This window comes from Flavobacterium yafengii (assembly GCF_030010375.1).
Taxonomy (GTDB): Bacteria; Bacteroidota; Bacteroidia; order Flavobacteriales; family Flavobacteriaceae; genus Flavobacterium; species Flavobacterium yafengii.
The window spans coordinates 318,121-334,051 of record NZ_JASCRY010000001.1 but is presented as its reverse complement, the minus strand read 5'-3'; the positions used below and the strand labels follow the sequence as shown (position 1 = coordinate 334,051).

The following is a 15,931-nucleotide window of genomic DNA, read 5'->3' as shown; positions in this document are numbered from 1 at the left end:
AAATGAAGAAAGTAATACACGTTCTGTTTGTATGTTTCACTTTTACACAAATGGCTTTGTCTCAAACACGAGAAGTTAAAGTGTTAGATACCAATTGGAAATTTCAAAAAGGCGATTTTGAAGAGGCAATTAAAGTAAATTTTAATGATTCGAAATGGGAATCTGTAACTGTTCCGCATGACTGGGCAATTTACGGCCCTTTTGATAAAAATGTAGACATACAAAAAGTTGCCATTGTTCAAAATGGAGAAAATATAGCCACCGAAAAAACAGGACGAACAGGAGCTTTGCCCCATATTGGAACAGCGTGGTACCGCAATACATTTACATTACCTAAAGATTCAAAAGGCAAAAAAATAATTTTACTTTTTGAAGGTGCGATGAGCGAACCTCAAGTGTATTTAAACGGAAAAAAAGTGGGTGAATGGGCGTATGGCTATAGTTATTTTTATTTTGATGTTTCCCAATTTATACAAGAAGGAGCCAACACATTGTCAGTAAAACTAACTAATAAAGAATTTGCTTCCCGCTGGTATCCTGGTGCTGGTTTATATCGAAAAGTAAGTGTTATTGTAAAAAATAACGAAAGCATTGACCAATGGGGACAGTTTGTAACGACACCTTTTATAAGTTCAGAAATTGCTAAAGTTAACATTAAGACCAAAGCTTCTGGGGAAAATACTCGTTTAGTCACCACTATTTTTGATGCTGAAGGACATAAACTAAGTTCAGAGGAGTCGACTATGGAATTCGGAAAGGAATTCGATCAAAACATAAAAGTAGAAAACCCAAGATTGTGGAGCCCCGAAACTCCTTATTTGTATAAAGCGGTTTCTCAATTGTATGTTGGAAAAGAACTGAAAGATGAAATTTCAACCCGTTTTGGGATTCGAGAAATAAAATATGAGGCCAATAAAGGCTTTAGTCTTAATGGAAAGATAACCAAATTTAAAGGAGTTTGTCTTCATCACGATCTTGGTCCCCTCGGAGTTGCAGTAAATAAAGCCGCATTGCGCAGGCAAATGGAGATATTAAAAGATATGGGCTGTAATGCGATTCGCAGTTCGCACAATATGCCCTCTTTCGAGCAGCTTGAGTTGGCGGATGAAATGGGATTTATGTTTCTAGCGGAGAGTTTTGATGAATGGGCAAAGCCAAAAGTAGAAAATGGGTATCATCGGTTTTTTGAGGATTATGCCGAAAAAGACATCGTAAATTTAGTGCAGGCAACAAGAAATCATCCATCTATTGTGATGTGGAGTTCTGGAAATGAAGTCCCGGATCAATGGGGAGAAGCTGGTGTAAAACGAGCCAAATGGCTGCAGGAACTATTTCATAGAGAAGACCCAACACGTCCGGTAACTGTTGGTATGGATCAGGTAAAAGCAACTATGGAATCAGGTTTTGGAGCGCTGCTGGATGTTCCTGGATTGAATTATCGGGTACATTTATATGATGAGGCCTTTTCAAAATTTCCGCAAGGGTTTATTTTAGGTTCAGAAACAGCTTCAACTGTTAGCTCCAGAGGGATTTATAAATTCCCTGTGGTTCAAGAAAAAAACAAGCAATATCCAGATTTTCAATCCTCCTCATATGATTTGGAAGCCTGCAGCTGGTCTAATGTACCCGATGAAGATTTTGTACTTCAAGATGATAAACCGTGGGTAATTGGAGAGTTTGTTTGGACAGGTTTTGATTATTTAGGAGAACCTACGCCTTATGATGAAAGCTGGCCGTCTCGAAGTTCTTATTTTGGAATTAACGATTTAGCGGGTTTACCTAAAGACCGCTATTATTTATACCGCAGCCGTTGGAATACGAAGGAATCAACGCTTCATATTTTGCCACATTGGAACTGGGAAGGCCGTGAAGGAGAAACAACTCCTGTTTTTGTTTATACAAGCTACAACAGTGCTGAACTTTTTATCAATGGTAAAAGCATGGGAGTGCAGACGAAAAATAAGAATACCCCCCAAAATCGCTATCGTTTGATGTGGATGGATGTGAAATATGAGCCGGGAACAGTAAAAGTAGTGGCTTTTGATGACAATGGTAAAGCTGTTGCTGAAGAAGAAGTGCATACTGCCGGCAAGCCTTACCAAATTGTTTTAGACGCGGACAGGAAAACAATCACTGCCAATGGCGAAGATATATCCTTTGTAACCGTATCTGTAGTTGATAAAAATGGAATTCCTTGCCCAACGGCGACGAATCAGTTAAAATTTAAGGTTTCAGGAGCGGGGACTTACAGAGCTGCCTGCAATGGCGATGCCACTTCACTCGAAATGTTCCATAAAGATACCATGAAACTTTTTAGTGGAAAGTTGGTAGTCCTCGTAAAATCTACTACAACTGCGGGTGATATAAAACTTGAAGTAAATGGTGCTGGGCTTAAGAGCGGTAAATTGACTTTGGCAGCTGCCAAATAAATAAAAATCTTAAAAAGAAAATAGTTGTTCCAGTATCAAGTACGGCTTTAAAAGCGAATACTTTAACAATTTCAAAATAACAGTAATTTAAAGAAAATGAACGATTTATTAATTAAAAAAACGACAGCTTTCTTTGAAGAAAGTTTTGGTTCAACACCCAAAAAAATAGTTCTTTCTCCAGGAAGAATTAATATTATTGGAGAGCATATTGACTATAATGATGGTTATGTTTTGCCGGCAGCGATCGATAAAATTATATGTTTTGCTTTCGAAAAAAGTAATTCCAATACCTCGAAAATTATTGCGATTGACCTTGACGATTCGTTTGAAGTTGATTTGACAACGGAGATGGAATTGACAGATACTGTTTGGACGAATTACATCCGTGGAGTTATCAATCAATTGAAAATTAAAGGTTTTAAATTTGATGGATTCAATTGTGTTTTCAGCAGTAATATTCCGGTTGGTTCCGGATTATCTTCATCGGCGGCATTGGAATGTGGCTTTTTATTTGGAATCAATGAACTTTTTGACTTGAAAATTAAACCCGTGGATATTGCTTTAATGGGGCAAAGTGCGGAGCATTGGGTAGGAATCAATTGCGGGATAATGGATCAGTTTTCGAGTGTTATGGGTTTAGAAAATAAAGTCATAAAAATTGATTGCAAGACATTGGAATATGAATACCATAATGCGGATTTTAATGATTATTCTTTGATTTTATTCGATTCGAACGTGAAACATTCCTTGTTTAGCTCGGCTTACAACACCAGAAGAGAAGAATGTGAAGAAGGGATTTCGATAATTAACGCTAATTTCCCAGAAATTAGTAGCTTTAGAGATTGCAAAGAAGAGCGAGTTTTGAGTCTGAAAGATAAAATGTCAGCGAATGTTTTCAAAAGGAGCATTTTTGTGGTGAAAGAAATTAATCGCGTGAAACTGGCCTGTGATGCTTTGGATGCTGGAAACATTGAAGTTTTAGGACAGTTAATGTTCGAAACGCACGAAGGATTGTCGTTGGATTATGAAGTGAGTTGTGCCGAATTAGATTTTTTAGTAAACACGGTTAAAGAAGATAAATCAGTTATAGGTTCCCGATTAATGGGCGGCGGTTTTGGTGGTTGTACCATTAATTTGATTAAAAAAGGACAAGAAGAAACTGTAAAAAACAAATTGTCAAAGTTGTATCAGGACGAATTTGGAATAGAATTAAAAATTTATGATGTCAAAATTGGAAACGGAACATCACTTTATATCGCGAAATAAATGAAAAATTTTGATATCAACGAAGATCCGCACAGACGCTATAATCCGTTAATTAACGAATGGGTTTTGGTTTCTCCACACCGTTCGAAACGCCCTTGGCAAGGACAAAATGAAACAGTAACTTCGGATGCATTGCCCGAATATGACCCGACTTGTTATTTGTGTCCGGGAAATGTTCGAGCGAATGGAATGGTCAATCCGGATTATGAAAGTTCTTTTGTTTTTGAGAATGATTTTGCCGCTTTAAAGCAAGAAGAAATTGCTTTTGAGGAAAACAAGAACGAGACTTTTTTTAGAGCTAAACCGGAAAGAGGAATTTCTCGAGTGGTTTGCTTTTCGCCAAAACACAATTTGACATTGCCTGAAATGCCGGCAGAAGCGATTGAAAATATCATTCATACGTGGCAAAAAGAATATACAGATTTAGGGAATGTAGATTATATCAACCATGTTCAGATTTTTGAAAATAAAGGAAGTGTGATGGGTTGCAGTAATCCGCATCCGCATGGGCAAATTTGGGCGCAATCCTCGTTGCCAACCGAAGTAGAGAAAACGCAAAATAACTTGAAGGCCTATTTTGATATTCACAACAAAACGCTTTTAGAGGATTATATAAAGGAGGAGATGAAATTAGATGAACGCATTGTTGTTGAGAATGATCATTTTGTGGCATTGGTTCCTTTTTGGGCGATTTGGCCTTATGAAACGATGATTGTCAGCAAACGAAATGTGAGTAAAATAACTGATTTCACGGAAACGGAAGTAACAGATTTTGCGATTATTTTAAAACAATTGACGACCAAATACGATAATCTTTTTGAAACGTCATTTCCGTATTCATCAGGAATTCATCAGTCGCCTACAGATGGAGAATTGCATCCGGAATGGCATTTCCACATGCATTTTTATCCGCCATTGTTGCGTTCTGCAACCGTTAAGAAATTTATGGTAGGATATGAAATGATGGGCGAATCGCAAAGAGACATCACGCCAGAGAAAAGTGCTGCCGTTTTAAGAGAGCAATCGAATGTACATTATAAAAATAATTCATGAAAATAGTTGTTACAGGAGGTTTGGGATTTATTGGTTCGCATACCGTAGTGGAATTGCAAAACGAGAATTTTGAAGTAGTTGTTATTGATAATTTGTCTAATTCTTCCATTGATGTTTTGGATGGGATAGAACGAATTACAGGTAAAAAACCATTTTTTGAACAAATAGATTTAAGAGATAAAGCAGCGGTTCAAGCTTTCTTTGAGAAGCATGATGATGTGGCTGGAGTGATTCATTTTGCTGCCTCAAAAGCAGTTGGCGAAAGCGTAAAAGAACCTTTGTTATATTATGAAAACAATGTTGTTTCATTAGTTTATATTTTGCAGGAATTACAGAAAAAACCAGAAGCTAATTTTATTTTCAGCTCTTCTTGTACCGTTTATGGTCAAGCCGAAGTGATGCCAATTGCTGAAACTACGCCTGTACAAACGGCAATGTCGCCGTATGGAAATACCAAGCAAATTGGCGAAGAAATCATTACCGATGTTACTAAAGTAAGTAATATTAATGCTATTTTGTTGCGTTATTTTAATCCAATTGGGTCGCATCCATCAGCTGAAATTGGGGAACTGCCTATGGGTGTACCGCAAAATTTAGTTCCTTTTATTACTCAAACCGGAATGGGTTTGCGTGAATCATTATCCGTTTATGGTAATGATTACCCAACGGTTGATGGAACTAGTGTTCGCGATTATATTCACGTAGTTGATTTGGCGAAAGCCCATGTTATAGCTTTGCAAAGATTAGTGAATAAAAAGAATTCAGATAAATTAGAAATCTTTAATCTGGGTACTGGAACAGGAAGCTCAGTGCTGGAGGTAATTAGCGCTTTCGAGAAAGTTAGCGGACAAAAATTACCTTATACTATAGTTCCAAGAAGAGAAGGCGATGTGACTTCGGTTTATGCTAATACGGATAAAGCGAATACAGTTCTTGGATGGAAAACACAATCAACACTTGAAGAAGCGATTGCCAGTGCCTGGAAATGGGAGCAGAAGGTTAGAAATAGTCGTTAAAAATTTTTGGAATCAATTTTTTGTGAAATGCGAATGAAAGGGGATTGAAGATGGTAGATTAAGGACTTTTTTAAGATTTAACTGATGCAATAATAATAAATGTAAAAAATACATTTATAAATGATGAAAATAAATATTTTTATTTTACTTTCATAATTCATAAAAAAACAATAAAATTAAAATACATATCACATTTTATAATCAATTTTATAATGGAATTGTATGGTTTTAAGCCAAGTTAAGTGTGATTTGTTTAGAAAAAAGAGTATAATTACATTTATAAAAAACAATATATAATACAAGACAATAATCTCATTCATTTATATTAATTTCTTAAACACAAATTACTCATGAACCAGAACCTTGCTTTTGCTGATTACGCAGTATTTATTATCTATTTTATCGTGGTATCCACTTACGGATATACCGTTTATCGCAAACGTGAGAAAAACGAACATGATGCCAAAGCTTATTTCCTTGCTGAAGGAACATTGACATGGTGGGCTATTGGAGCCTCTTTGATTGCTTCTAATATTTCTGCTGAACAGTTTATTGGAATGAGTGGGGAAGGATTCTTTTTAGGAATTGCAGTTGCTGCTTATGAGTGGATTGCTGCTATTGCTTTGATTATTGTGGCCGTTTGGTTTATTCCGGTTTATTTAAAAAATAAGATTTACACGATGCCCCAGTTTTTAAAAACAAGGTATAACGAATCAACTGCTTTAATTATGGCCGTATTTTGGTTGTTTTTATATGTATTTGTAAATCTTACTTCTATTTTATATTTAGGTGCTGTTGCCATTAATGGGTTAGCTGGTGGTGATTATTTACATGCTATTATGATTGGACTTGCCGTTTTTGCTTTGGTAATCTCTTTAGGAGGTATGAAAGTGGTGGCGTATACGGATGTAATTCAGGTCGCTGTTTTAATTATCGGTGGATTGGTTACGTCATATATTGCTTTGACTACAGTTGGACAATATTTTGGAGTTGGAGAAAATGCTATTGCAGGTTTCAAGGTGTTAATGAGAGAAGCTCCGGAGCATTTCAAAATGATTATCCCGGAACCAACTGCTACTTCTTCTCAAAATGATATTAATAAGTATCTTACTTTTCCAGGAATGATGTCGTATTTGGCTGGTATTTGGATTATTAATCTTAATTATTGGGGTTGTAACCAATACATTACGCAGAGAGCTTTGGGTGCCGATCTACAAACTGCCCGTACCGGTATTTTGTTTGCAGGTATTTTGAAATTATTAATGCCGCTTATTGTTATGTTGCCAGGTATTGCCGCTTACGTTTTGTATGAAAACGGACATTTACCTCAATTGGTAGGTGGCAAGGATGGTGCGTATTCTGCAGTGCTAACGTTTTTGCCAACAGGTTTAAAAGGATTGTCTGTAGCTGCTTTAACGGCAGCAATTGTGGCTTCTTTGGCTGGAAAAGTGAATAGTATTTCTACTATTTATACCTTAGATGTGCATAAAAAATACATTCAAAAAGATGCGAGTGACAGAAGTCAGGTGAATATAGGAAGATATGCTGTTTTTGCAGCCATGCTTCTTGCGGTATTATTTACTTGGAATGATATATTAGGAATTGGTGGTGTAGGTGGATTTACTTATATCCAAAAATATACGGGGTTTATCAGTCCGGGAGTTTTTGCCATGTTTTTCCTTGGAATGTTCTGGAAAAGAACTACTGGTACGGCTGCAATAATAGGGGTGATTTCCGGTTTCTTATTGTCGGTTTTGTTTAACGAATTTGCACCGGCATTGTTTGGTAATGAAACATTATTATACACAGCTTACACCAATGGAAAAGGCGGATATGAAATACCATTTCACATTTGTATGGGATTATCATTTATGTTTACTATGCTTATTATGATTGCAGTGAGTTTTGCTGGACCAAAAGTGAATCCAAAAGCTTTTGAGTTAGATACTGAAATGTTCAAAGTAAAACCGCAAACAACAGTATTAATCGTGATTACATTATTGATTATTTTTGCTTTGTACGCTAAGTTCTGGTAGTAGGATAGCAATTATTTTCAGTATATAGGAATAAAATCAGTGCCGTTTAGTTAAGATCAGTTGGTAAATCACTAACAGAAAACGTAACTAAACGGCATTTGATTTTAAATACATTTGGATTAAGTTGCAATAGAATTTGAATTCCTTACTTATAAAAGAATCTCTGAACCGTTTAAAATAAATTGAAGCTCAGTATGATATTTTAATCGCAGAATAAATACTGATGGATTCTGTGAGAATATATGTTTTATGTAATTAGTTGCTTTGTTTTATAGATTCTAATAAGTCATTGAAAGAATACGGTTTATTGATTATTTAGCCAATAGTAGATACAAAAAAAGCTTCCGTTAATTTCGGAAGCTTTTTTTGTATTTTAATAGATGCTTTATTAGTCTCTGTTAACCAATGCATCTTGTTTCCAGGTTTTTACTGAAGCAATTCTGCTGTTAGAATAATCTACTTCGTTTAAATTGTTACCATTCCAAAAAAGCCATTTTCCAGTTTTTTTTCCATTTTCATAATTAGCAACAGATAGTTTGTTACCATTTGTATCATATGAAGTCCAAACTCCTTCCAGTTTTCCGTTTTTGAAGAAACCTTCCTGTTGTACTTTTCCATTTTCAAAGTAGTAAGTTGTTTTTACTAATTCACCTACAGCTTCTAATTTTGGATTGTTTTCTTGAGCAAATGCTATTCCTGAGAAGATTAATGCGGTTAAGATTATATATTTTTTCATGTCGTTTGGATTTTTAAATTCATATTAGCTTAACAAATATAAAAAATATTTTACAATAAAAAAACTTTAACTTAACAATTTGGTAACATTGGAGTAAAACTTAACATTGGAAATTAAATTTTCAGTAAAAATCTAACACTAAAAAATGGTATTTCTCAATTCATTATTCATAATTAGTCCTAAATTTGCACCCGAGCCTAAAAGGTAAAACAATCTAAAATTAGAATAATGTATAGAAGTCATAATTGTGGCGAATTAAATGCCTCACATATTAATACAGAAGTTACACTTGCGGGATGGGTTCAAAAATCTCGTGATAAGGGATTTATGAACTGGGTTGATTTACGTGACCGTTATGGAATTACGCAATTAATTTTCGACGAAGGTCGTTCAGAAAAATCAGTTTTTGAACTGGCAAAAACTCTTGGTCGTGAATTTGTAATTCAGGTAAAAGGAACTGTTATTGAGCGTGAAGCTAAAAATAAAAACATTGCAACTGGTGAAATAGAAATTTTAGTTACAGAACTGAATATTCTTAATGCTTCGTTGACCCCTCCTTTTACTATTGAAGATGAAACGGATGGTGGTGAAGACATTAGAATGAAATACCGTTACCTTGACATTCGAAGAAATCCGGTAAAAAACAGTTTGATGTTTCGCCATAAAGTAGCCATGGAAGTGCGTAAATACCTTTCAGATTTAGACTTTTGTGAAGTAGAAACACCTTATTTGATTAAATCTACTCCAGAAGGAGCCAGAGATTTTGTGGTGCCTTCTCGAATGAATGAAGGACAGTTTTATGCATTACCACAATCACCGCAAACGTTCAAGCAATTGTTGATGGTGGGCGGAATGGATAAATATTTCCAAATCGTGAAATGTTTCCGCGATGAAGATTTACGTGCAGACAGACAGCCGGAATTTACACAAATCGATTGCGAAATGGCTTTTGTGGAACAAGAAGATATTTTGAATGTTTTCGAAGGATTGACAAGACATCTATTAAAAGAAATAAAAGGCATCGAAGTAGATAAATTTCCAAGAATTACCTACGAATATGCCATGAAAACATACGGAAATGATAAACCGGACATCCGTTTCGGAATGGAATTTGGTGAGTTGAATGAAGTAGCACAACACAAAGAATTTCCAGTTTTTAATGCTGCGGAATTAGTGGTGGGAATTGCAGTTCCAGGAGTTGGAAACTATACTCGTAAGGAAATAGATGGATTAATTGACTGGGTAAAACGTCCTCAAGTAGGTGCATCCGGAATGGTGTATGTAAAATGCAATGAAGACGGTACTTATAAATCATCAGTAGATAAATTTTACGATCAAGATGATTTGAGTAATTGGGCAAAAACTACAGGTGCTCAGCCCGGCGATATGATTTTTGTGCTTTCGGGTCCAGCTGATAAAACACGTACACAGTTAAGTGCGTTACGTATGGAATTAGCAACGCGATTAGGATTGAGAAATCCAGCTGAATTTGCACCGCTTTGGGTAGTTGATTTTCCTTTATTGGAATTTGACGAAGAAAGCGGTCGTTACCATGCCATGCACCATCCTTTTACATCTCCTAAGCCGGAAGATATGCATTTATTGGAAACGGATCCAGGGAAAGTTCGTGCTAATGCGTATGATATGGTTTTGAATGGAAACGAAATTGGTGGAGGCTCAATTCGTATTCATGATAAAGCAACACAACAATTGATGTTTAAATATTTAGGTTTCACCGAAGAAGAAGCTAAGGCTCAATTCGGATTCTTGATGGATGCATTCCAGTTTGGTGCGCCGCCACACGGAGGTTTGGCTTTTGGATTGGATAGATTGGTGGCGATTTTAGGTGGTCAGGAAACGATTCGTGACTTCATTGCTTTTCCAAAAAATAATTCAGGAAGAGATGTTATGATTGATGCTCCATCAGCAATTGATGATTTGCAATTAAAAGAGTTGCATATAAAATTAGCGTAGCTGTACTTTATCGTTTAATTTTGTTAGAAAACGTTGAATATCAATATTTTTACAAAATAAAAAGAGAAGAATGTCTTTCGTATTATATTAAATATTACATTTGCCTCATTATAAATTATTATTACTATTACAATGCGTACAGGTACAGTTAAATTTTTCAATGAATCTAAAGGTTACGGATTCATTACAGACGAAGAAACAGGAAAAGACATTTTTGTTCATGCATCAGGAATCAACGCGGAAGAATTACGCGAAGGTGACAGAGTTAGCTATGAAGAAGAAGAAGGAAGAAAAGGAAAAGTTGCTGCGAAAGTAGCAGTTATCTAAGCATAAAAAAATTAATTTTTTTTGCCTACGAATGTTTAAAAAAACGTTCCGATTTATTTCGGAGCGTTTTTTTTTAGTCAAAATTTTGTCACTTTCGGAATAAATGAGCTCTCTTTTTAGGATTATTAAATTTTACAAACGTTAAACAGATCTTAAGATAAAAATCTTTTCTTATTTATAATTAATAAAAATTGTAAATTTACAACGTTGTAGTTGCGATGTATTTTTAAGTTTTAATTGTTATTTAGTAATTTGAAAGTTATCTTTGTCGCTTATTCTCATTCAAAAAATACGTAATATGCAATCCGATCAATTAAATTATATTCCTATTTTAATGCAGTTTATCTTAGCTGTAGGATTTGTTGTAGGAACTATATTGGTTTCAGGAAAATTAGGACCTAAAAGATCTTCTGAAATTAAAGATAAAAACTTCGAATGCGGTATTGAATCCGTGGGAAATGCGAGAATTCCATTTTCAGTAAAATATTTTCTTGTAGCCATCTTGTTTGTTTTGTTTGACGTTGAGGTGATTTTCTTGTACCCATGGGCAATCAACTTCAAGGAATTGGGAATGGAAGGAATGGTGAAAATGGTAATTTTTATGATGTTGCTTTTGGTGGGTTTTTTCTACATCATCAAAAAGAAAGCGTTAGAGTGGGAGTAAAGATTTATTTTAAATACTGAATTTTAAATTTTAAAGGATTTCATTTTAATTTATAATTCAAACATTTATAATTCAAAATAATAAAAAATGAGTGATTCAAATATAAATATGGTTGCCCCTCCGGAAGGTGTTGTTGGTGAAGGTTTCTTCGCTACAAAACTGAATGATGTTGTGGGATTGGCTCGTGCAAATTCATTGTGGCCTTTGCCTTTTGCAACGTCTTGTTGTGGTATTGAGTTTATGGCAACGATGGCTTCGCATTATGATTTGGCACGATTTGGTTCTGAAAGAGTGAGCTTTTCTCCTCGTCAAGCGGATATGCTAATGGTAATGGGGACGATTTCGAAAAAAATGGCACCAATTTTACGTCAGGTTTATGAACAAATGTCGGAGCCTCGTTGGGTTATCGCTGTTGGCGCATGTGCTTGTTCTGGTGGAATTTTTGACACGTATTCTGTTTTGCAAGGGATTGATAAAGTAATTCCGGTTGATGTTTATGTTCCGGGTTGCCCGCCAAGACCAGAACAAATTGTTGATGGAGTTATGAAATTGCAAGAATTGGTTAAAACGGAATCAGTAAGAAGAAGAAGTTCTCCAGAATACCAAGAATTATTAGCTTCTTATAATATCAAATAAATAATGGCGCTAGAAACGATACAAATCCAAGAAAAATTAGTTGAAACATTTGATTCAGCTGTTTTTGAATTCAAGCAGGAAAAAGATATATTTTCATTTGAAGTCGCTGCTGATAAAATTACGGCAGTGATTCTTTTTTTGAAAAATGATCCAATATTACGTTTTCATTTTTTAACTGATTTGTGTGGGATTCACTATCCTGACAATGATGTTGATCATCAGTTTGCAGTTGTTTATCATTTACACAATTGGTACGAAAACAAAAGGATTAAAATTAAGGCGTTTATCAACGGTGAAAACCCAGAAATAAAAACGATATCTAATATTTTCTTAAGTTCAAATTGGATGGAAAGAGAAACGTATGATTTTTATGGGATAAACTTCATTGGTCATCCACAATTGAAACGTATTTTGAATATGGATGAAATGATTTCTTTTCCAATGCGAAAAGAATTTCCAATGGAAGACAGCGGAAGAACGGACAAAGATGACCGTTTCTTTGGAAGAACAACCGACAATTATTAAAAACACACACTATTATAATTTTTCACATTAAATAAATGTCAGAACTATTATTACCACCAGAGCATCGCTATGCTAAAAGAATAAAAGAACAACTAAACGAGGATGGAAGCGAGCTTTCGATCCTGAATTTAGGGCCAACTCACCCAGCTACACACGGTATTTTTCAAAATATCCTGTTGATGGATGGAGAAAGGATTCTGGAAGCGGAACCAACCATTGGCTACATTCACAGAGCTTTCGAAAAAATTGCTGAAAACCGTCCTTTTTATCAAATCACCCCACTTACTGATAGAATGAACTATTGTTCATCTCCTATAAATAATATGGGTTGGTGGATGACATTAGAAAAACTATTAGATATTGAAGTTCCTAAAAGAGCGCAATATTTAAGAGTAATTGTAATGGAGTTGGCAAGAATCACGGATCATATCATCTGTAATTCAATCCTTGGAGTGGATACCGGAGCGTATACCGGATTTTTATATGTATTCCAGTTTAGAGAAAAAGTATACGAAATCTACGAAGAAATTTGTGGAGCTCGTTTAACAACTAATATGGGAAGAATTGGTGGTTTCGAAAGAGATTGGTCACCAGAAGCTTTTAGAAAATTAGATGTGTTTTTACAAGACTTTCCAGCAGCTTGGAAAGAATTTGAAAACTTATTCGAAAGAAATAGAATCTTTATTGACAGAACTGTAAATGTTGGAGCGATAACAGCTGAACAAGCGATGGCTTACGGATTTACAGGTCCAAATTTACGTGCTGCAGGTGTTGATTATGATGTTAGGGTGTCTCAACCGTATTCTTCTTATGAAGATTTTGATTTTATTGTTCCTGTTGGAAAATCTGGAGATACTTACGATCGTTTTTGTGTTCGTAATGCCGAAGTTTGGGAGAGTTTGAGTATCATTCGTCAAGCATTAGAAAAAATGCCGGAAGGAAATGATTTTCATGCTGATGTTCCGGATTATTACCTTCCTCCAAAAGAAGATGTTTACACGAGTATGGAATCGTTGATTTACCATTTCAAAATTGTGATGGGAGAAGTTCCTGTTCCTGTTGCTGAAATATATCATCCTGTTGAAGGTGGAAACGGAGAGCTAGGTTTTTATTTGGTTACTGACGGAAGTCGAACTCCTTATAGATTGCATTTCCGTAGACCTTGTTTTATTTACTATCAAGCGTATCCGGAAATGATTAAAGGTTCATTACTATCGGATGCAATTGTTATTTTGTCAAGTTTAAATGTTATTGCCGGAGAATTAGACGCTTAATAAAATTATAAATGATGAATTGTAAATTAGGAATGGAAGTCAAAAAACATTTAAAATTTAGAATTCAAAATTTGAAATAATAAAAAATGGAACGTACGTATCACAAACAAGAAATAAATATGACTGAAGCATTGATGACTCGCATCAATGAATTGATCAGTCATTATCCTGAAGACAAAAGAAAATCGGCATTATTGCCTGTTTTACATGAAGTTCAAGATGCTCACGAGAATTGGTTGAGTATTGAATTGATGAATAAAGTAGCCGAAATCCTTTTGATTAAACCAATTGAAGTTTACGAAGTAGTTTCGTTCTATACGATGTATAACCAAAGACCAATTGGAAAATACATGTTCGAATTTTGTCAAACTTCTCCTTGTTGTTTGAATGGAGTGGAGGATTTAATGGATTATACCTGTGAAAAATTAGGTGTAAAAGTGGGGGAACCTACTCCAGACGGTCTGTTTGAAGTTAGAGGAGTTGAATGTTTAGGTGCTTGTGGTTACGCTCCAATGATGCAATTAGGCGATTTTTACAAAGAACATTTGACGGCAGCAAAAATTGACCAGTTAATTGAAGATTGCAAAAACGATACAATAATATTACACGATAAATAATATGTCACAAAAAATATTATTAGACAAAATAAATATTCCAGGAATTAAAACCTACGAAGTATACCGTCAAAACGGGGGTTATGCTTCAGTAGAAAAAGCCATAAAAATATTAACGCCAGACGAAGTTGTCGAAGAAGTAAAAACTTCAGGATTACGTGGTCGTGGTGGAGCAGGTTTTCCCGCAGGAATGAAATGGAGTTTTATTGATAAAAAATCAGGAAAACCAAGACATTTAGTTTGTAATGCGGATGAATCAGAACCGGGAACGTTCAAGGATCGTTATTTGATGGAATTTATTCCTCATTTATTGATCGAAGGAATGATTACTTCCAGTTATGCTTTGGGTGCAAACCTATCCTACATCTATATTCGTGGAGAATACATGTGGGTTTATAAAATATTAGAAAGAGCCATTAACGAAGCAAAAGCTGCTGGATTTTTGGGTAAAAATATATTAGGTTCAGGGTATGATTTAGAACTTTATGTTCATTGTGGTGCCGGAGCTTATATTTGTGGTGAAGAAACTGCATTGATTGAATCATTGGAAGGAAAAAGAGGAAATCCTCGTATCAAACCACCATTTCCTGCTATTTCAGGGCTTTGGGCAAATCCAACGGTAGTAAATAACGTAGAAACTATAGCTTCTGTGCCTTGGATTATCAATAATACAGGAGCGGAATATGCTAAAATTGGTATTGGACGTTCTACAGGAACCAAATTAATTTCAGCTTCTGGGCATATCAAAAATCCGGGTGTTTACGAAATTGAATTGGGTTTAAGTGTTTACGAATTCATGAATTCTGATGAATATTTAGGAGGAATGAGTTCTGACAGACCTTTGAAAGCATTTGTACCGGGAGGAAGTTCTGTTCCCGTTTTACCAGCACATTTAATTTATAAAACGGCAAACGGTGAAGATCGTTTGATGTCATACGAATCGTTAAGTGACGGTGGATTTGCTACAGGTTCTATGTTAGGATCAGGCGGATTTATTGTTTACAATGATACATCTTGTATTGTTCGTAATACTTGGAATTTCTCTCGTTTTTACCACCATGAAAGCTGTGGACAATGTTCCCCTTGTCGTGAGGGTACAGGATGGATGGAAAAAGTATTGCACCGAATCGAAAATGGACACGGTCGTGAAGAAGATATCGATTTGCTATTGAGTATTCAAAGTAAAATAGAAGGAAATACAATTTGTCCGTTAGGTGATGCAGCAGCTTGGCCAGTAGCAGCAGCAATTCGTCACTTTAGAGAGGAGTTTGAATACCATATCCGTTTCCCGGAAAAAATAAAAAATAGAGATCATTTTGTTGCTGAACCTTTTGAAAAGGTAAAGCATTTAGTTTCTAAAGTAATCGTATAAAGTCAAGAA

14 protein-coding genes are annotated in these 15,931 nt (G+C 35.3%); 13 read left to right on the top strand and 1 reads right to left on the bottom strand.

Going from position 1 to position 15,931, the window contains the following annotated elements:
- Nucleotides 1–2 precede the first annotated feature (2 nt).
- The 5 genes from QLS97_RS01430 (at nt 3) to QLS97_RS01410 (ending at nt 7,800) form a co-directional block, all read left to right on the top strand.
- The gene (locus tag QLS97_RS01430) at nt 3–2,429 is read left to right on the top strand and encodes a DUF4982 domain-containing protein (RefSeq protein ID WP_282713907.1); all 2,427 of its coding nucleotides are present in this window, start codon (nt 3–5) and stop codon (nt 2,427–2,429) included.
- A gap of 96 nt (nt 2,430–2,525) precedes the next feature.
- Nucleotides 2,526–3,695, top strand: coding sequence for a galactokinase (gene galK, locus QLS97_RS01425; RefSeq protein ID WP_282713906.1), 1,170 nt, complete (start codon nt 2,526–2,528; stop codon nt 3,693–3,695).
- Entirely contained in the window at nt 3,696–4,748 is a 1,053-nt protein-coding gene (locus QLS97_RS01420; RefSeq protein ID WP_282713905.1) for a UDP-glucose--hexose-1-phosphate uridylyltransferase, read from the top strand.
- On the top strand, nt 4,745–5,764 hold the full coding sequence (gene galE / locus QLS97_RS01415) for a UDP-glucose 4-epimerase GalE (protein ID WP_282713904.1): 1,020 nt from the start codon (nt 4,745–4,747) through the stop codon (nt 5,762–5,764). The genes QLS97_RS01420 and galE overlap by 4 nt, the downstream gene beginning before the upstream one ends.
- Before the next feature lie 350 nt (nt 5,765–6,114).
- Nucleotides 6,115–7,800, top strand: coding sequence for a sodium/sugar symporter (locus QLS97_RS01410; RefSeq protein WP_282713903.1), 1,686 nt, complete (start codon nt 6,115–6,117; stop codon nt 7,798–7,800).
- Nucleotides 7,801–8,188: 388 nt separating this feature from the next.
- On the opposite strand, the gene QLS97_RS01405 is transcribed toward QLS97_RS01410, so the two are convergent.
- The gene (locus tag QLS97_RS01405) at nt 8,189–8,536 is read right to left on the bottom strand and encodes a toxin-antitoxin system YwqK family antitoxin (RefSeq protein WP_282713902.1); all 348 of its coding nucleotides are present in this window, start codon (nt 8,534–8,536) and stop codon (nt 8,189–8,191) included.
- A 228-nt stretch (nt 8,537–8,764) separates the two neighbouring features.
- On the opposite strand from QLS97_RS01405, the gene aspS reads away from it, so the two are divergent.
- The 8 genes from aspS to nuoF all read left to right on the top strand — a co-directional run bounded on the left by aspS (nt 8,765) and on the right by nuoF (nt 15,922).
- Nucleotides 8,765–10,510, top strand: a complete 1,746-nt coding sequence (gene aspS, locus QLS97_RS01400) for an aspartate--tRNA ligase (RefSeq protein ID WP_282713901.1) — start codon at nt 8,765–8,767, stop codon at nt 10,508–10,510.
- A gap of 132 nt (nt 10,511–10,642) precedes the next feature.
- The gene (locus QLS97_RS01395) at nt 10,643–10,837 is read left to right on the top strand and encodes a cold-shock protein (RefSeq protein ID WP_007137066.1); all 195 of its coding nucleotides are present in this window, start codon (nt 10,643–10,645) and stop codon (nt 10,835–10,837) included.
- A 298-nt stretch (nt 10,838–11,135) separates the two neighbouring features.
- A complete protein-coding gene (locus QLS97_RS01390) occupies nt 11,136–11,501 on the top strand; it encodes an NADH-quinone oxidoreductase subunit A (RefSeq protein WP_091172430.1) in 366 nt (121 codons plus the stop codon).
- A gap of 87 nt (nt 11,502–11,588) precedes the next feature.
- A complete protein-coding gene (locus QLS97_RS01385; protein ID WP_131991280.1) occupies nt 11,589–12,137 on the top strand; it encodes an NADH-quinone oxidoreductase subunit B in 549 nt (182 codons plus the stop codon).
- A 3-nt stretch (nt 12,138–12,140) separates the two neighbouring features.
- Nucleotides 12,141–12,662, top strand: a complete 522-nt coding sequence (locus tag QLS97_RS01380) for an NADH-quinone oxidoreductase subunit C (RefSeq protein ID WP_282713900.1) — start codon at nt 12,141–12,143, stop codon at nt 12,660–12,662.
- Nucleotides 12,663–12,697: 35 nt separating this feature from the next.
- Complete coding sequence (locus QLS97_RS01375) at nt 12,698–13,936, top strand: NADH-quinone oxidoreductase subunit D (protein ID WP_282713899.1); 1,239 nt, start codon at nt 12,698–12,700, stop codon at nt 13,934–13,936.
- An 86-nt stretch (nt 13,937–14,022) separates the two neighbouring features.
- Nucleotides 14,023–14,553, top strand: a complete 531-nt coding sequence (locus QLS97_RS01370) for a complex I 24 kDa subunit family protein (protein ID WP_282713898.1) — start codon at nt 14,023–14,025, stop codon at nt 14,551–14,553.
- 1 nt (nt 14,554) lies between these two features.
- Entirely contained in the window at nt 14,555–15,922 is a 1,368-nt protein-coding gene (gene nuoF, locus QLS97_RS01365; RefSeq protein WP_282713897.1) for an NADH-quinone oxidoreductase subunit NuoF, read from the top strand.
- Nucleotides 15,923–15,931: the final 9 nt, after the last annotated feature.